Source organism: uncultured Pseudophaeobacter sp., assembly GCA_905479575.1.
In the GTDB taxonomy this organism is placed as follows: Bacteria; Pseudomonadota; Alphaproteobacteria; order Rhodobacterales; family Rhodobacteraceae; genus Pseudophaeobacter.
In genome coordinates, this window is the sequence record CAJQNB010000017.1 from 130,698 (window position 1) to 146,958 (window position 16,261).

At 58.3% G+C, this 16,261-nt stretch carries 17 protein-coding genes; 12 read left to right on the top strand and 5 right to left on the bottom strand.

Annotated elements, in window-relative coordinates; genetic code table 11:
• Positions 1–37 precede the first annotated feature (37 nt).
• On the top strand, positions 38–853 hold the full coding sequence (locus tag QZ268_RS05940; protein ID WP_295449511.1) for an ion transporter: 816 nt from the start codon (positions 38–40) through the stop codon (positions 851–853).
• Between the two features lie 65 nt (positions 854–918).
• Positions 919–1,443 (top strand): L,D-transpeptidase family protein, encoded by a 525-nt coding sequence (locus QZ268_RS05945; RefSeq protein WP_295449514.1) that lies wholly within the window; start codon positions 919–921, stop codon positions 1,441–1,443.
• A 74-nt stretch (positions 1,444–1,517) separates the two neighbouring features.
• Here the strand turns inward: QZ268_RS05945 and QZ268_RS05950 are convergent, their stop codons facing one another.
• Positions 1,518–2,009, bottom strand: a complete 492-nt coding sequence (locus tag QZ268_RS05950; protein WP_295449517.1) for a CAP domain-containing protein — start codon at positions 2,007–2,009, stop codon at positions 1,518–1,520.
• Positions 2,010–2,176: 167 nt separating this feature from the next.
• Between QZ268_RS05950 and QZ268_RS05955 the strand changes: the two genes are divergently transcribed.
• Together QZ268_RS05955 and QZ268_RS05960 are read left to right on the top strand one after the other, a co-directional pair.
• The gene (locus QZ268_RS05955) at positions 2,177–2,797 is read left to right on the top strand and encodes a L,D-transpeptidase family protein (protein WP_295449520.1); all 621 of its coding nucleotides are present in this window, start codon (positions 2,177–2,179) and stop codon (positions 2,795–2,797) included.
• 137 nt (positions 2,798–2,934) lie between these two features.
• Entirely contained in the window at positions 2,935–3,117 is a 183-nt protein-coding gene (locus QZ268_RS05960) for a hypothetical protein (protein WP_009810308.1), read from the top strand.
• A 124-nt stretch (positions 3,118–3,241) separates the two neighbouring features.
• Here the strand turns inward: QZ268_RS05960 and QZ268_RS05965 are convergent, their stop codons facing one another.
• The 3 genes from QZ268_RS05965 to QZ268_RS05975 all read right to left on the bottom strand — a co-directional run bounded on the left by QZ268_RS05965 (position 3,242) and on the right by QZ268_RS05975 (position 8,367).
• Positions 3,242–6,250, bottom strand: coding sequence for an aminotransferase class III-fold pyridoxal phosphate-dependent enzyme (locus QZ268_RS05965; RefSeq protein WP_295449528.1), 3,009 nt, complete (start codon positions 6,248–6,250; stop codon positions 3,242–3,244).
• Positions 6,251–6,321: 71 nt separating this feature from the next.
• Positions 6,322–7,383, bottom strand: coding sequence for a ferrochelatase (gene hemH, locus QZ268_RS05970; protein ID WP_295449531.1), 1,062 nt, complete (start codon positions 7,381–7,383; stop codon positions 6,322–6,324).
• 153 nt (positions 7,384–7,536) lie between these two features.
• Positions 7,537–8,367: an SAM-dependent methyltransferase gene (locus QZ268_RS05975; RefSeq protein WP_295449535.1), complete on the bottom strand. Its 831-nt coding sequence runs from the start codon at positions 8,365–8,367 to the stop codon at positions 7,537–7,539.
• 13 nt (positions 8,368–8,380) lie between these two features.
• On the opposite strand from QZ268_RS05975, the gene QZ268_RS05980 reads away from it, so the two are divergent.
• The 4 genes from QZ268_RS05980 to QZ268_RS05995 all read left to right on the top strand — a co-directional run bounded on the left by QZ268_RS05980 (position 8,381) and on the right by QZ268_RS05995 (position 10,753).
• On the top strand, positions 8,381–9,109 hold the full coding sequence (locus QZ268_RS05980) for a double zinc ribbon domain-containing protein (protein ID WP_295449538.1): 729 nt from the start codon (positions 8,381–8,383) through the stop codon (positions 9,107–9,109).
• An 83-nt stretch (positions 9,110–9,192) separates the two neighbouring features.
• Positions 9,193–9,450: a glutaredoxin 3 gene (gene grxC / locus QZ268_RS05985; RefSeq protein WP_295449541.1), complete on the top strand. Its 258-nt coding sequence runs from the start codon at positions 9,193–9,195 to the stop codon at positions 9,448–9,450.
• 32 nt (positions 9,451–9,482) lie between these two features.
• Positions 9,483–10,313 carry a carbon-nitrogen hydrolase family protein gene (locus tag QZ268_RS05990; RefSeq protein ID WP_295449544.1) on the top strand — a complete coding sequence of 277 codons (831 nt, stop codon included), beginning with the start codon at positions 9,483–9,485 and terminating at the stop codon, positions 10,311–10,313.
• Entirely contained in the window at positions 10,313–10,753 is a 441-nt protein-coding gene (locus QZ268_RS05995; protein WP_295449547.1) for a MarR family transcriptional regulator, read from the top strand. The genes QZ268_RS05990 and QZ268_RS05995 overlap by 1 nt, the downstream gene beginning before the upstream one ends.
• Before the next feature lie 376 nt (positions 10,754–11,129).
• Here the strand turns inward: QZ268_RS05995 and ubiG are convergent, their stop codons facing one another.
• Positions 11,130–11,876, bottom strand: a complete 747-nt coding sequence (ubiG, locus tag QZ268_RS06000; RefSeq protein WP_295449551.1) for a bifunctional 2-polyprenyl-6-hydroxyphenol methylase/3-demethylubiquinol 3-O-methyltransferase UbiG — start codon at positions 11,874–11,876, stop codon at positions 11,130–11,132.
• Between the two features lie 50 nt (positions 11,877–11,926).
• Here ubiG and pip point away from each other — a divergent pair, with 50 nt between their 5' ends.
• From pip to nusA, 4 genes are all read left to right on the top strand, one after another.
• A complete protein-coding gene (pip, locus tag QZ268_RS06005; protein WP_295449554.1) occupies positions 11,927–12,907 on the top strand; it encodes a prolyl aminopeptidase in 981 nt (326 codons plus the stop codon).
• Entirely contained in the window at positions 12,904–13,761 is an 858-nt protein-coding gene (locus tag QZ268_RS06010) for an ABC transporter substrate-binding protein (protein ID WP_295449557.1), read from the top strand. Before pip ends, QZ268_RS06010 begins: the two co-directional genes overlap by 4 nt.
• Positions 13,762–14,023: 262 nt before the next feature.
• Positions 14,024–14,614: a ribosome maturation factor RimP gene (gene rimP / locus QZ268_RS06015; RefSeq protein WP_295449560.1), complete on the top strand. Its 591-nt coding sequence runs from the start codon at positions 14,024–14,026 to the stop codon at positions 14,612–14,614.
• Positions 14,614–16,239 (top strand): transcription termination factor NusA, encoded by a 1,626-nt coding sequence (gene nusA, locus QZ268_RS06020; protein WP_295449563.1) that lies wholly within the window; start codon positions 14,614–14,616, stop codon positions 16,237–16,239. The genes rimP and nusA overlap by 1 nt, the downstream gene beginning before the upstream one ends.
• Positions 16,240–16,261: the final 22 nt, after the last annotated feature.

A 16,261-nucleotide genomic window follows, 5' to 3' on the forward strand; every position in this document is an offset into this window, starting at 1 on the left:
CAATTTTCCCCTGATGAGCAGAGCCGGATAGATTCTGATGACTGTGATTGATCGCCTGAACGGACTTTTGGAAGACACCCGGTTTACCCGCTTCATTATGGCGGTGATCATGGTCAATGCGGTGACTCTGGGGTTGGAAACCTCGCAAGTGGCGATGGCGCGGGCCGGTGAGCTGATCCATCTGATCGACAAGATTTGCCTGGGTGTCTTTATCGTCGAAATCCTGCTCAAGCTGATCGTGCGGCGCTTCAAATTTTTCCTGAGCGGCTGGAGCCTGTTTGATTTTGTGATTGTTGGTGTTGCCCTGATTCCAGGTGCACAGGGGTTTTCAGTGCTGCGCGCCCTGCGAATCCTGCGGGTGTTGCGGGTGATTTCTGTCGCCCCCAGCCTGCGCCGGGTGGTTGAGGGGTTTGTCACCGCGCTGCCGGGCATGGGCTCGGTCTTTCTGCTGATGGCGATCATCTTCTACATTGGCTCGGTGATGGCGACCAAACTATTTGGCGCCAGCTTTCCGCAGTGGTTCGGCACCTTGGGGCAATCGGGATATTCGCTGTTTCAGATCATGACGCTGGAAAGCTGGTCCATGGGGATCGTGCGGCCGGTGATGGAGGTCTATCCCCATGCCTGGGCGTTCTTTGTGCCCTTTATCATGGTGACAACATTTGCGGTGGTGAACCTGCTGGTTGGTCTGATTGTGAACTCGATGCAGGATGCGCACTCAGCCGAAGAAGGGGAGCGGACAGATGCCTACCGTGACGAAGTCCTGGAACGCCTGAAGGCAATCGAGGGGCAGCTTGCGGCGGTGAAATCCGCTGAAACCGTGCCCAGCGAGCAACCAGACAGCAAGTTGTGATTTTGATATTTTGCCGATTCGGAGTATGGCGCTAAAAAGACGAGCAGGCGGTACAGGAAAAACACATGGACAGACGCGCATTTGGATTAAGTGCAGTTGCCAGCCTGGCAGTGGCGGGCTGCGGCAGAAGCAATTACGTGAGCCGTTTCAAGACCTATCACGGGCCAAAGGTGACCAGCGTTGTGGTCAACAAGGGCGCCCGCAAGGTCTATTTGTTGAACGGCGAAGGCATCCTGCGGGAATATAAGATGGACCTCGGCTTTGCGCCGCTTGGTCACAAGCAAGTCGAAGGCGATGGCAAAACCCCCGAAGGACTGTATCGCATCGACCGGCGCAACCCCAACAGCGCGTTCCATCTGTCCCTTGGTATCTCTTATCCCAACGCTGCCGATCGCGCCTATGCTCAGTCACTGGGCAAACGCCCCGGTGGTGAGATCTTTATTCACGGTGAGCCCAACAGCGAAAAAGAGCGCAAGCGTGCCGCGCGGGTGTCTGACTGGACAGCAGGCTGTATCGCAGTGCGCAACCAAGAAATCGAAGAAATCTATGCCATGGTCCGAGACGGCACACCTATCGCGTTGCGGGCATAGTTCCGCGCTATTCATCCAAAAAAGAAGGGGCCCTGGCGGCCCCTTTTTGCTGTTCTGTTGTGGTGATCCCTGGCCTAGTTGGCCGTCACCAGAGTCCACCAGATCTTGCCATTGGGTTCCTGGAACCAGGAAAAGCCCATTTGGGTTGCCTTGGGGTCCAAAATGACCGCGCGGGTGCTTGCCTCTTCCATCCAGGCGGTGAGCGTCTGAAGCTCATTTTCATAGGTTTCAGAGATGTTTTCACCCAGAACTGAGCCAGTATATCCAGTCCGCGCAACCCGGTCCAATGGGGAGGACCCATCGGAGCCAAAGTGCCAGGGTCGGTTTTGCACAGACATGTCACGCGAATGGGTTGCAGCAGCAGCATTGAGCTGCGCGTTAAGCTGTATCGCTGGTGCGGCCGCAGCCTGGCGTAGCGCATTGACCGAATCCAGCATCCGCAGCTGAACCTTGTCGGCGTTTCGGATGCGGTAAGCCTTGCCGCCGCTTCCGTTTTCAGTCGTCGGCGTGCAGGCCGCTGCCAGCGCCAGTGTGGCGGCCATCAGAAATAAAAATACACGCTTCATCACAAGTCTCGCTCTATCATTCGTCCAAGCACTTAGCCTATCAAGCAGTCGCTGCGCAAACAGGCCTGCACCAATCTGCCCGGATATTTCATGGTTTGATTTGCGACTGCGGCTTTCAGGCCATACTATGGTGGGCAGCCTGGATTATAATGAGCAGGAAATTTCAGATGACACGATCCTTTTTCAATGGCGGTTCCCGTCGGCAGTTCCTTGCTGGAACTGCAGCCATGATAGCCTCGCCTGCCTTGTCCCAAGTGGCGCCAGAACCTGAGGAAGAACAAGCCTTTGACCCCTTGCGCCCGCCGCCCGAACCAGAACCGCCGGTAAAGCGAAATATCTCTGCTTTTCGGGCAAAACGCTGGCAGCCGTACTTTGATCATCTGCGCAAGGGAGCGATTCTTGTGGATATCGACAGCCGCGCTCTGCACTACTGGTCTGAAGATGGGAATAACTACAGACTTTTCCCCTCATCTGTCCCGCTGTCGAACGATCTGACCCGTCGGGGGCGAACGTCAATCACCCGTAAAGTAGACGGGCCCGGCTGGGCGCCGACACCGAATATGCGTAAGCGCAATCCGGAGTGGCCCGCCTACATTCCGCCCGGTCCTGATAACCCATTGGGAACACATGCTTTATATCTGGGTTGGAAGTACTATCGAATCCACGGAACCCACGATACGCGCAAGATTGGCCGCAGATCTTCCAATGGCTGTATCGGGCTCTATAACGAGCATATCGCCGAGCTGTTTGAGATGGCGAAAGTGGGTACGCAAGTGTTGCTTATTTGACGACATGCAGCGTTTCGAAAGCTGGAAAACACCAACAAGCAATTGCAATCTTGGGGCTTTGCTGGTTAGAAAAAATCACGAGGTAAGTCTTGGGTGCGTAGGCCATTTTTGGGTCTGCGCTAATTCTGGAGGTTAACATGAACAAACTTGTACTCGCAGCCGCACTGACCGCCGCTGCATCCACCGCTTCTGCTGGCAACCTGGCTGAGCCAATCGTTGAGCCCGTAGTAATCGAAGAAGCTGCAACCAGCTCTTCCAGCGGCATCCTGCTGCCACTGCTGCTGCTCGTCCTGGTTGGCGCTGCTGTTGCAAGCAGCTAATTGCTGTGCATACGACTTTAAAAAGGCGGTGATTTATCACCGCCTTTTTTATTGGGCGCTTGCTGTCTGGGAGCGCTGAGGCTGCCCGTGCTGAGCAGCACGGAAACAGCCCCAAGTCCGGTTTCTAGGACTGCGCGACCTCGGACAAAATGCTGTCCAAAGCGGCCAGAATCATCTCGACCCCTTCACTATCAATGGTCAAAGGCGGGCGGATCTTGAGGATGTTGTCCTTTGGCCCTTCGCTGCCGATCAGAATACGATGGTCCCGCATGCGGTTTTTCACATAGGAACAGATCTGCGTCGCCTCAGACCCATCCTCTGTGATCAGCTCTACCCCCAGAAACAGCCCCATGCCGCGCACATCACCAATGCTGGCGTGTTTGTCTTGCAATGCCGTGAGGCCCGTGATCAGTTCTGCGCCCATCATGCGGGCGTTCTGCTGCAGGGCTTCGTCATCCACGATGTCCAGAACCTCTTTGCCCATGCGACAGGACAGTGTTGAGCCGCCAAAGGTCGAAAAGAACTCAGGCCCCTTGGCAAAGCTGTCGGCGATGGCGCGGGTGGTGACCAGCACGCCAATGGGATGGCCATTGCCAATGGGTTTGCCCATGACCACGATATCAGGGCTGGCGCCCTGGTGTTCAAAGCCAAAATAATACTCTCCCAGACGGCCCAATCCGGTCTGAACCTCATCAGCGATACAAATGCCCCCCGCGGCGCGGATCTTGTCATAGACCGCTGGCAGGTAGCCCTTGGGCGGGATGATCTGGCCCCCAACCGAGGGAAAGGTCTCAGCGATGAAACCGGCAATCCCCTGGCCGCGCTGTTGCAACGCGGCAATGGCGGGATCTACCAGATCGGCAAACTTCTGCGCCCGGTTAGGATCATCGCGGCGATAGCTGCCACGATAGTCATCCGCAACTTCGACAAGCTCGACCCAATCAGATTTGCCAATGCCGCCCTTGGAGTTGAATTTATAGGCAGAGACGTCAACCGCCCCGGTGGTGTTGCCGTGATAGCCGTGATCTGGCGTCACCATGCCTTTGGCACCAGTATGGGCGCGGGCCAGCCGCAGAGCCAGCTCGTTGGCTTCACTGCCGGAATTGACAAAAAAGCACACCTCCAAATGGTCCGGAAGCTTGGACAGGATCTTATCGGCAAAGGCGGTTTGCGCCGGGTGCAGGTAGCGGGTGTTGGAGTTCATCCGTTTCAGCTGGTCCGCCGCTATGGCCTGAATGCGGGGATGGGCGTGGCCGACGTGGGGCACGTTGTTATAGGCGTCCAGGTAGGGGCGCCCCCATTCATCAAAAAGATGGTGTTTCCAGCCGCGCACCAGCATCACCGGATCAGCATAGGTGAGGCTGAGATTGCCGCCAAAATGATCCTTGCGACCCTGTTGGATCGCCTCCTTGCTGGTGGGCTCATAGCGACACTTGTCATCTGGCAGGTTCAGCAGCGCCCCCGGATTGGGGCAGACGGCCCGCCACAGATACATCTCGTCCGGGTCACCAACGCCGGGCCAGTCGGCCTCGATCCCTTGGGTGGTCAGCGCCAGCTGGAAATGCACATGTGGCGCCCAGCCGCCATTCATGCTGGCATCGCCCAGGCGGCAGAACGCGGCGCCTTGCTCGATTTGGTCGCCAACCTTGAGCCGGGAGCAGCATTCGGGGTTGAGATGGCCGTAAAGCGTGTAAAACGGATCTCCCGCCGGGGTCACATGGCGCAGGATGATCACCCCGCCATAATCAAGATGCCCGGTGCGGTTTTCCACCACAAAGACCTCGCCGGCCAGGGGCGCAAACATAGGCGTGCCAGCCGGGGCAAAGGCGTCCACTGCCAGATGTACGGTGCGCCGGTTGCTGGCCTTGTAGGGCCCTTTTCGAAAGGCGGGTTCGGCATAGATCAGCCGTGGCTCGTGGTAATACCCCAGCCAGATCTTGCCGCCATCTTCGAATTCTTCCCCAACCCGCGCGGCCTCTGCCAGGGGCATGTGGAATGGGTTCTGCGGCCAGGTGGAGTTTTCCACCGAGAGCGAGCCCATGGGGGCATCAGACAGGTCTTCGCCCATGAGGTTGGCAAAATTGCCGCGCTCAGACTCGATCCATTGCATGACACGATCGGCACCATCCACGACTGGCATGTCGCAGGCGGCCCGCAGCCGCGCCGACAGCAATCCGGGGTGGATGCCCACCCCTTCGAGAAAGCGCCAGGCCGGGGCCTGGGAAATGGTCACATAGGGGTCATCGGGGTTTTCCGCCGCCATCAGGGTCGAATTCACCACGCTGACTGCCAGTCGCATCCGCAGCAACGGATAGACCAGATCAACCTCCTGCGGGGTCAGCGGATAGGCGCTGTGATAGCCTGCCACCAATGCGGCCAGCGCCGCCTCGGGATCTGCGTGATCCAGTACGATATAGGCGGCGGCAATCGCCAGGTCACAGACACGCGGCGCGGCGCATATATCACCCAGATCAATCAGGCCCGAAACCTGGCGTGGTTCGGTCAGCTCTCCCGTGACCATGATGTTGTAATCATTGGCATCATTGTGGATGGCCTGCTTGGGGAGGGTTGCCAAAACAGGCTCTAACTTGGCAAACTCAGTGTCGATTTCCCGAATAAGGCTCTGTCTGGCGGGCTCCGCAATGGAGTCGATTTCAGAGCCTACCCAGCCGGCGCGCATCAGGTCCCATTTGAAATCGCGTTGCAATCCGGGGTGCTGGAAATCGGCCAGAGCCTTGCCTGCGCCGCCCAGCACCGCGCCGACCTCATGGATCAGCGACAGGGTTTTGGGGGCGGTATTGGCGTAGCATTTGCCGGGCAGGCATTCGAGCACCCAGCACAACCGCGCAGCGCCCTCTGCGTCCGGCAGCGACAACATGGCAGCACCGTCAGCGGCAGGGATAACCCGTGGGCAGGGCAGATCCGGGCTGCGGGTGGCGATATGTTGAAAGGCCTGCACCTGCATCTCGACCAGCGAGGCCTCGCAGCCGGGGCGCATAGCCTTGAGGATATAGCCGGTGCCCTCTGTGTCTGTAGCCATGAAGTTGAGATCATATTCGCCGTCCAAGCGGCGCAGATCTGCGGTGATGCCCCAATGGGAATTCAGGGCATCAGCCCAGTGCTGTAGGTTCATTATAATCGTCTCCCCGTCTGCCGAAAACTGGCAGTCCAATATTGGATCCTATTTGGACCAGGGAGGGGAGATTAGTCCAGCCAACCTTTGAGATTATTCTCGATGACGCCGGCAAGCGCCGCGATATGGTCGTCATCATCGTTGAGGCAGGGGATATAGAGGAAGTCCTCGCCGCCGGCCTCTTCAAAGCTCTCTTTGATCTCTTCGTTGATTTCTTCCAGGGTCTCGATGCAGTCGGCGGAAAAGGCCGGGGCCATTACCGCGATGTTTTTCTTGCCTTCTTTGGCCAGGGTGGCGACGTGATCAACGGTGTAGGGTTTCAGCCATTCCTCTGGGCCAAAGACCGATTGAAACGTGGTGGTGATCTGCGTGTCGTCCCATCCGAGCCGCTCGCGCAGCAGTCGCGTGGTTTTCTGACACTGACAGTGGTAGGGATCCCCCTGCATCAGATAGCGTTTTGGCATGCCATGGTAGGAGACCACCAGAATGTCGGGACGTTTGTCGGCCTTACCATAGGCCTCTTCCACCGAGCGGGCCAGGGCTTCGATATAGGAGGGTTGGTCAAAATAGGGTTGAATCGTGCGCGCAGCCGGTTGCCATGTTTCCTCCATCAGGGCGCGAAAGAACTGGTCATTGGCGGTGCCGGATGTGGCGCCGGCATATTGCGGGTAGAGCGGCACAAACAGGATCTTTTGGCAGCCGGCCTCAACCATGGCGCGGACTTTGGATTTCGTTGACGGGTTGCCATAGCGCATGCAGTAATCGACCATGACCTGATCGCCATACCGCTGGGACATCACCTCAGCCATCTTGGCTGTCTGGTCTTTGGTGATAGTCATCAGCGGGCTTTCGCCCTTGTCGTGATTCCAGATCGATTTATAAGCCGCGCCCGAGGAAAATGGCCGTTTGGTCAGGATGATCAATTGCAGCAGCGGCTGCCATTTCCAAGATGGGTAGTCGATCACACGCTTGTCCGACAGGAATTCGCCCAGATAGCGGCGCATCGGCCAATAGCTGTAATCATCCGGAGTGCCGAGGTTTGCCAGCAGGATGCCGACCTTTTCGCCTTTGATCTTTGGATGATCTGCTGGCGCGTGGGCGGGGCAGGTGGCGGGAGCGGAAGAATCCAACATAGGGGCGGTGGTCCTGTATTTGCGGCAAAGCGTTGCTTGTGGAAACCATGGCGTGGGTCACACTTGGCCATAATCTATGACGTTACGGTGCCAAAGGCCAATTGGATCATATTGGCGCAGTGATTTGTTTTTCTTATTGGCGCGGTTGCGGGCCTATTTGGGCAATTTTGTCTCTGGCACTTTCAGCGCCTCTGACAGGCGCATCTTGGCAGAGCCGGGGCGCAGGGGTTTCTGCTGGGTCTCAGACGGCGACCAGCCGGTAAGGCAGACCAGCTCGAATGTGGCGGGCAGCTTGCCGTTGTCCAGGGCGAAATGCTCCCGGTAGATCGCCTCGGTCTCGGCAAACAGAGCGCGGGGGCTGGGGTGTTTCAGGCGCTGGTTCAAGGCATTGGCCTCACCCATGGCGCGCAGCTCTTGCATCAGGTGCAGACTGTCACGGTATTGCGCTGTCAGGGGAACGACATCTGCAACCGGCAGGGAAAATCCGGCCCGTTGCAGCAGGCCGCCGAGATCGCGAACCTCCCCCATGGGGGCAATACGCGGCGACAGCCCGCCGGTCACACGGGTTTCAGCCTCGGTCAGGGCGCTACGCAGCTCGTTTAGGGTGCGCCCGCCCAGCATCACAGCCAGCAGTAACCCATCCTCGGCAAGGGCACGCCGACATTGAATCAGCTGCCCAACCGGATCATTGGCCCAATGCAGGCCCATCGCGTGAATCACCAGATCATGGGCTCCAGGAGTAAGGTCCAGCACCTCCTCATCGGGCACAATCCGGGCCTCTGGGAAGCTATTTCGCCAAATATTAGCAAAAGGTGAAACAATCGCAGGTTTCGTAAAGGTCCTGTTAACCAATGTTAAGCGATCTTCAACCTCATCCCGTGCCAGCTCGTGAAGGAACAATGCCTCAGGCTGGTGGCGGGCGCGATGGATTGCCAATGCTTGGCGGTCAAACAGCTCTGGCTGTGATTTGGGTGCTTGCGTCATGGGGGCTATTTAGATGTTGCGCGCGCAGTTTCAAACCGCTGTTTCGCTTGTTTATCCCCCAAAATGTCTGGGCTGTGATGAATTGGTTGAGCAGGACTTTGGCCTGTGTGGCACCTGTTGGGGGGAGGCTCACTTCATCAGTGGCACGGTCTGCGAAGGCTGCGGTGTGCCATTGCCGGGTGATGAGGACGGGCACCGTCTGGACTGCGATGAATGTATGTCGATGGCGCGCCCCTGGAGCCAGGGCCGGGCGGCGATGCTGTATAAGGATAAGGCGCGCAATCTGGTTATGGCCTTGAAACATGGCGATCGCACCGATCTTGCGGCGCCGGCCGCGAGCTGGATCGAACGGGCCGCGGCGCCGCTGCTGCGTGACAATCCTTTGGTGTGTCCGGTGCCGCTGCATTGGTCGCGGCTGTTGAAACGGCGGTATAATCAGTCTGCCCTTTTGGCTGAACACCTGTCGCGCCAGGCGCGGCTGGACCACTGGCCGGATATGTTAAAGCGGGTAAAAGTGACCCCCAGCCTGGAGGGCAAAACCCGGGCGCAGCGGTTTTCGGCATTAAGTCAGGCCATTGTGGCGCATCCCCGTCACCAGACCCTGATGCAGGGGCGGGTGGTTTTACTGGTGGATGATGTGATGACCTCGGGCGCCACCCTGACGGCCTGCGCCGATGCCTGCCGTGCTGCCGGGGCGGCAGATGTGCGGGTTGCGGTGCTGGCGCGGGTCACACGGGCGTGATCCGGGCGTGCTGTGACTGGCAATGATTGCAATGCGGGCCCATATGGCTCAGAACCAAGACAACCTGACAAATGGAGACCCGCATGAAATCGGTCGAAATCTACACCTCGCCACTTTGTGGTTTTTGCCACGCGGCCAAACGCCTGCTGAACCAGAAAGGCGTGGAATTTTCTGAGGTCAACGTGTTGACCAACCCGAGCCGTAAGCAGGAGATGATCCAGCGCGCCAATGGCGGCTATACCGTGCCGCAGATCTTTATTGGCGATACCCATGTGGGCGGCTGTGATGAGCTCTATGCGCTGGAGCAAGCGGGCAAGCTGGATCCACTGCTCGCCGCCTGAACCCCAGATAATAGTACCGGAAGGGGCCCCTGATGCGCGCCGCCTTGTTGCAGATCACATCGAGCGACTCTCCCAGTGAAAACCTTGACCTGCTTCAGCGTCTGATCGCTGAGGCGGTTGAAAACGGCGCCGGGTTTGTTCTCACCCCAGAGGTGAGCAATTGCGTTTCCCTAAGCCGGGCGCATCAGCAAGAGGTTCTGTGTCTTGAAGAAGACGACCCGACGCTTGCTGCCCTGTGTGCCAGTGCCGCTGACCATAACATCTGGCTGTCGCTGGGCTCATTTGGGGTCAAAACCCATGACGGCGATGGACGCTTTGCCAATCGGCAGTTTTTGATTTCCCCACAGGGGGAGATCACCGCGCGCTATGACAAGATCCATATGTTTGATGTCGAGGTCACCCCGGAAGAGACCTTTCGGGAATCCGATGGCTACCGGCCAGGCAACCGCGCTGTTGTGGCCAAGACCCCCTTTGGTACTTTGGGGCTGACCATCTGTTATGATCTGCGCTTTGCGCATCTGCACCGGGCCCTGGCCCAGGCAGGAGCTGAAATTCTAATCGCCCCGGCGGCCTTTTCGCCGGTTACAGGTGCGGCCCATTGGCACGCATTGTTGCAGGCCCGCGCGATTGAGACAGGGTGTTACGTGCTGGCCGCTGCGCAGACGGGGACCCATAAAACCAGCAGGGGCGCGGTGCGAAAAACCTACGGTCATTCCTTAGTGGTTGCCCCCTGGGGTGAAATTCTGTCGGACGCGGGCAGGGCTGCGGGGATAAGTTACGTTGATCTTGATATGGGAAAAGTGGCAGAAGCACGCAGGCGTGTCCCTGCGCTGACCCATGATCGAGAGTTTAACGGACCCTGATGGAAGAATCCCATTCCCTGGCGGTCTCGCTGTTTAGCGAGATCTTGATGGCGGACCAGCTGGCGCGTTCGCGTCTTAGCAAAGCCTTACCCAAGGGAATGGAACTGTCGCATTTCTCTGTTCTCAACCACCTGACTCGCACCGGGGTCGAACGCTCTCCGGCGCAATTGGCCAAGGCCTTTCACGTCACGCGCGGCGCCATGACCAATACGCTGAACAAGCTGGAAGTGGCGGGCTATATCCATATCCGCCCGGATTGGGACGATGCCCGGCGTAAGATGGTAGCGATCAGCCCGGCGGGTCGCCAGGCCCGTGACGCAGCCCTGGCCAGCATTGTGCCGCTGATTTCCGAGGTGGTGAATGATCTTGGTGGCGACCGTGTCCGCGCGACGCTGCCAATTCTGCGTGAGCTGCGGGCAAAACTGGAATCCACAGCCTAATTCTTTTCCGACAATTTGGACTGCAAATTGAAAAAGGGATGCCAGTGCCAAACTATGTCAGTTTGGGGCAGGCATCCCTTTGTGTCCAACTGAACCCACTGTCGAGATGTGAGTGGTGGCAGAACCAAAGCAATAATGCGCTTTGGCATATGGGTTCAACTGGGCGCTTCGGTCTGGTGGCCATATGCTGGCCAGACTGAGCGCTGCGACACGGACTTTGAAACGGGCCATAAAAGAACAAGCCCTAAAAGGTAAGTCATAATTACCTTATTTGTTTTGAGCCGATTTCCAAAGGTGGCAAAAGATTACGACCCACCTATCCAAAAGGATAGGTGGGTCACATCATCAAGGTGTCCCAGGGGAGGGGTTCTGCGCCTTAGCGCTCTTTAATGCTGGCGGTAACATAGTTGACCGACAGGTCCCGGTCCGAGATCGACCATTTCCAGCTTATCGGATTAAACACAAATCCCTTGCGGTCTACCGGTGTCAGCCCGGCCTTTTGCAGCAGCTCCACCAGCTCGTCCGGGGTGATGAATTTATGCCATTCATGGGTGCCACGCGGCAGCCAACGCATCACCACCTCAGCGCCAAAAATGGCCATGGCATAGCTTTTGGGATTGCGGTTGATGGTTGAACAGATCTCCAACCCGCCGGGTTTCAGCAGCTGACGGGTGGCGGTGAGATAGCTCAGGGGGTCTGCCACATGCTCGACCACCTCCATGTTCAAAACCACATCAAACTGTTCCCCTGCGGCGGCCATGTCTTCGGCGGTGGTATGGCGATAGTCGATGGTGAGGCCGGTCTGTTCCGCATGCAGTCGCGCCACCGGCAGATTGCCCGCTGCCGCATCGGCGCCGGTGACCTCGGCGCCAAGACGCGCCATGGGTTCACACAGCAGGCCGCCGCCGCAGCCAATATCCAGCAGGCGCAGCCCTTTGAACGGTTCTGGCTGAGTCAGATCGCGGTCAAATTCTCCGGCAATCTGGCTGGTGATATAGTCCAGACGGCAGGGGTTCAGCATATGAAGAGGCTTGAATTTGCCATTGGGATCCCACCATTCGGCTGCCATCGCCTCAAACTTTGCGATTTCTGCCGGGTCGACCGTGGATTGAGGCGCTTGCATTCCTGTCTCCGTATGTTCTTTTGTACGCTATGATGTCATCTAGGTCAGTAATGGACAAATTCTCGGATCAAAAGCGCGCAGTGCATTATCTTTATCCTCCGGTTGATACTTTTGACCAGCGGATGCTGGAGGTAGGACAGGGCCACAAAGTGTATGTGGAGCAATCGGGGAACCCGCGGGGGATCCCGGTGGTGGTCTGCCATGGCGGCCCAGGTGGTGGCAGCAGCCCAGCGATGCGGCGCTATTTTGATCCCATGGTCTACCGGATTATCCTGTTCGATCAGCGCGGCTGTGGACGGTCGCAGCCCCATGCCTCCTGCGAGGATAACACCACCTGGCATTTGGTTTCCGACATGGAGGAGATCCGCAGGCAGCTGCAGATTGAAACCTGGCTGGTCTTTGGCGGCAGCTGGGGTGCCACCTTGTCGCTGATCTATGCACAAACCCACCCGGAACGGGTGATGCAGATCATACTGCGCGGGGTGTTTTTGATGACCGCTGCCGAGCTGGACTGGTTTTACGGTGGCGGCGCTGGGCGGTTTTGGCCGGAGCCCTGGGCTAAATTTGTCGCCCCTATCCCCGAGGCTGAGCGCGGCGATTTGATCGCGGCCTATAACAAACGGCTGTTTTCAGGCAACCGCAGCGAAGAGGTCCGGCTTGGCCGCAGCTGGTCGGCCTGGGAAAATGCGCTGGCGTCGATCCATTCCAACGGCACCTCGATTGAGGGCCCCGGCGACTATGCCCGTGCCTTTGCCCGACTGGAGAATCATTATTTCACCCATCGCGGTTTTCTCGATTTTGATGGGCAAATTCTGGCCAATATGGGCCGGATCTCGCATATTCCGGGCACCATTGTGCAGGGGCGCTATGATATGATCTGCCCGCCTGTGTCGGCCTGGAAACTGAATGAGCTGTGGCCAAATGCGGAATTGATCATGGTGCGCAATGCAGGGCATGCTTTGTCAGAGCCGGGAATCAGCGCAGAGCTGGTGCTGGCCATGGACCGCATTGCCGAGGAACTGCTGCCTTGACCCGTATCGACCGCCGCGCCCTTTTTACCTCTGGTGCCGCTGCCGCTTTGCTGGCGGCTACTGGCACCTCGCTTGCGGCTTCGCCGCGGGCAGGCGGCGCACTACGTCTGGCCTTGCCACGGGAAAGCGGCCTGCTGGATCTGGTGGCCCGTGGGGCGGTGCTGGATTGTCTGACCGAGATTGCCCCGGATGGGCTGCTGCGGGCGGAACTGGCCTCCGCCTGGGAAAGCCGTGACGCCGCACAGATCTGGCGGTTTGATCTGCGCCAGGATGTGTCGTTTCACGATGGCACGCCGCTGCAGGCTGCAGATGTTGTGGCTTCGCTGCAGGGGCGTTCTGTCGCGGGGGCTGACCAGATGGTTGACCAGATGTCGGTGACCGCGCTGGATCTGTACCGGGTTGAAATTCAACTGGCCCAGCCCAATCCGCATCTGCCCTATCTGTTGGCAGGCCCGGACCATGTGATCGCGCCACAGGGGGCGGTCGATGTGCCCCTGGCACAATTGGTGGGCAGCGGCTGTTACCAGGTTGAACGCGCCCAGGACGGGCGGCACTTTCGCGCCACCAAGGTGGCGGGGCACTACAAGGACGGTCAGGCCGGTTGGGTTGATAGCCTGGAGGTGATTGTCATTCCCGATGCCGCTGTCCGGGCTGAGGCTTTGCGCGATGGCTTTGTCGATGTGGCAGCCCTGCCGCAGCCAGCCGAATTGTTGAAACGCGGTGGCTTTCTTTATCACCCTTCGGCTGAGGACATGGCCCTGGCGACCCGATCAGATGTGGGCATTCCCCGCGTGGTGGGGCAGCAATCCGCCCTGGACGATGGCCGTATTGCCGAACGCTGGTGGCGGCTGTGACCTGAGCTGCCGTTGCGCTTGGCAGGGCCGCTGACAGAGGCCGGGTTTTGGGCCGACCCGCTGCAACCCTGGCCTTGGCAACAGAAGGCTTGCAGATTCGTAACAAGGGGCGTATATGGCTTTTCAACAGCGGCGTGTTGAGCTCTGGTTCAAGACACCTCCGGATTAGTTCAACGGGCCGCGCGCCCGTTTTTTTGTGTCCTTCGGGATGCTGAATCCACCGCCCAACCTGATTGTGGCCAACCCGATTGTGGGAAGCTTAATGACCAACGACCTGATTGCCAAAGCCGCGATTGACCGCCGCCTGGCCGAAATCCTTGTCCCTGTGATCGAGGATCTCGGCTATGAGCTGGTGCGCATTCGCCTGATGTCCGGCAAAACCACGACGCTGCAAATCATGGCTGACAAGCCTGAAGGCGGCATCGAGGTGGATGACTGTGCTATCGTTTCCAGCGCGGTGAGCGCCACACTGGATGTTGAGGATCCGATCCTTGATACCTATACGCTGGAGGTCTCCAGCCCTGGCATCGATCGGCCGCTGACCCGGCTGAAAGACTTTGATATGTTTGAAGGCTACGAGGCCAAGCTGGAAACCGACGAGCTGGTTGGTGGGCGCCGCCGCTTTAAGGGTGAGCTGGCGGGCACCGAAGGGGATGAGGTCCTGATCAACATCGAAGATCAGGGCAAGACTGTTACCATTGGTCTGAAATTTGATTGGCTCTCGGATGCCAAACTGGTTCTGACTGATGATCTGATCACGGAAATGCTGCGTCAGCGCAAAGCTGCCGGCACATTAAACGAAGACGCATTCGACGAGATCGAGGCCGAAGGGTCCGAAGAGGAGAACAAGTAATGGCTATCACCTCTGCAAACCAGCTAGAGCTGTTGCAAACTGCCGAAGCTGTGGCACGCGAAAAGATGATCGACCCCGGTCTGGTGGTTGACGCGATGGAAGAGAGCCTCGCCCGTGCCGCCAAGAGCCGCTACGGCAGCGAGATGGATATCCGCGTGTCGATCGACCGCAAGACCGGCAAGGCGACCTTTACCCGTGTGCGCTCGGTTGTTGAGGATGAGGCGCTGGAAAACTACCAGGCTGAATTCACCGTCGAGCAGGCCAAACAGTATATGGAAGATCCCAAAGTCGGGGATACCTTCGTCGAAGAAGTTCCCCCAGTGGAAATGGGCCGCATCGCGGCGCAATCGGCCAAGCAGGTTATTCTGCAGCGGGTGCGCGAAGCAGAGCGGGACCGCCAGTTCGAAGAATTCCAGGATCGCGCCGGCACCATTATCAATGCGCTGGTCAAACGCGAAGAATACGGCAATGTCATCGTCGATGTGGGCGCGGGCGAAGGCATCCTGCGTCGCAACGAGAAAATTGGCCGCGAGAGCTATCGCCCCAATGACCGTATCCGCTGCTACATCAAGGACGTGCGCCGCGAGCCCCGTGGCCCGCAGATCTTCCTGAGCCGGACCGCGCCAGAATTCATGGCCGAATTGTTCAAGATGGAAGTACCGGAAATCTATGACGGCATTATCCAGATCAAAGCTGTAGCCCGGGATCCCGGTTCGCGCGCAAAAATCGCTGTGATCTCCAACGATGGTTCGATTGATCCGGTTGGTGCCTGTGTGGGTATGCGCGGCAGCCGGGTTCAGGCTGTTGTCAACGAACTGCAGGGTGAGAAGATCGACATCATTCCATGGAATGATGATCAGCCCACCTTCCTGGTGAACGCGCTGCAGCCTGCCGAGGTCTCCAAGGTTGTTCTGGACGAAGAAGCCGGCAAAATCGAAGTTGTGGTGCCCGAAGAGCAGCTGAGCCTGGCGATCGGTCGCCGGGGTCAGAACGTGCGTCTGGCTTCGCAGCTGACCGGGCTTGATATCGACATCATGACCGAAGAAGAAGAATCGGCCCGCCGCCAGAAAGAATTCGAAGCGCGCACCGGCCTGTTCATGGAAACGCTGGATCTGGACGAATTCTTTGCTCAGCTGCTGGTTTCCGAAGGGTTCACCAACCTGGAAGAAGTTGCCTATGTTGAGCTCGACGAGCTGACGGTTATTGACGGTGTTGACGAAGGCACTGCCGAGGAATTGCAGGCCCGTGCCCGCGACTACTTGGAAGCCAAGGCAAAAGCAGCAATTGATGCGGCCCGCGCGCTGGGCGCCGAGGACAGCCTGATCCAGTTTGATGGCCTGACCCCGGTCATGATCGAAGCCCTGGCCAAGGATGACATCAAGACGCTGGAAGATTTTGCCACCTGTGCCGATTGGGAACTTGCCGGTGGCTGGACCAACGACAACGGTGAGCGAATCAAGGATGACGGCATTCTGGAGCCCTTTGGCATGAGCCTGGAAGAGGCACAGGACCTGGTTATGACCGCGCGTGTCATGCTGGGCTGGGTGGATCCTGATGATCTGATCAGTGCCGAGGATGGTGCGGAAGAACTCGTCGAAGGTGACGAAGAGGAAGCCGAGGCGTAAGCCTCGGGTTTCCGGATAGGAG

Coding starts and splice junctions, on each gene's coding strand:
- QZ268_RS05960 (WP_009810308.1), top strand. CDS start 2,935: ATGAACAAACTTGTACTCGCAGCCGCACTGACCGCCGCTGCATCCACC.
- QZ268_RS05955 (WP_295449520.1), top strand. CDS start 2,177: ATGACACGATCCTTTTTCAATGGCGGTTCCCGTCGGCAGTTCCTTGCT.
- QZ268_RS05945 (WP_295449514.1), top strand. CDS start 919: ATGGACAGACGCGCATTTGGATTAAGTGCAGTTGCCAGCCTGGCAGTG.
- pip (WP_295449554.1), top strand. CDS start 11,927: ATGGACAAATTCTCGGATCAAAAGCGCGCAGTGCATTATCTTTATCCT.
- ubiG (WP_295449551.1), bottom strand. CDS start 11,876: ATGCAAGCGCCTCAATCCACGGTCGACCCGGCAGAAATCGCAAAGTTT.
- QZ268_RS05975 (WP_295449535.1), bottom strand. CDS start 8,367: ATGACGCAAGCACCCAAATCACAGCCAGAGCTGTTTGACCGCCAAGCA.
- nusA (WP_295449563.1), top strand. CDS start 14,614: ATGGCTATCACCTCTGCAAACCAGCTAGAGCTGTTGCAAACTGCCGAA.
- QZ268_RS05940 (WP_295449511.1), top strand. CDS start 38: ATGACTGTGATTGATCGCCTGAACGGACTTTTGGAAGACACCCGGTTT.
- QZ268_RS05990 (WP_295449544.1), top strand. CDS start 9,483: ATGCGCGCCGCCTTGTTGCAGATCACATCGAGCGACTCTCCCAGTGAA.
- hemH (WP_295449531.1), bottom strand. CDS start 7,383: ATGTTGGATTCTTCCGCTCCCGCCACCTGCCCCGCCCACGCGCCAGCA.
- rimP (WP_295449560.1), top strand. CDS start 14,024: ATGACCAACGACCTGATTGCCAAAGCCGCGATTGACCGCCGCCTGGCC.
- grxC (WP_295449541.1), top strand. CDS start 9,193: ATGAAATCGGTCGAAATCTACACCTCGCCACTTTGTGGTTTTTGCCAC.
- QZ268_RS05950 (WP_295449517.1), bottom strand. CDS start 2,009: ATGAAGCGTGTATTTTTATTTCTGATGGCCGCCACACTGGCGCTGGCA.
- QZ268_RS05995 (WP_295449547.1), top strand. CDS start 10,313: ATGGAAGAATCCCATTCCCTGGCGGTCTCGCTGTTTAGCGAGATCTTG.
- QZ268_RS05980 (WP_295449538.1), top strand. CDS start 8,381: ATGTTGCGCGCGCAGTTTCAAACCGCTGTTTCGCTTGTTTATCCCCCA.
- QZ268_RS05965 (WP_295449528.1), bottom strand. CDS start 6,250: ATGAACCTACAGCACTGGGCTGATGCCCTGAATTCCCATTGGGGCATC.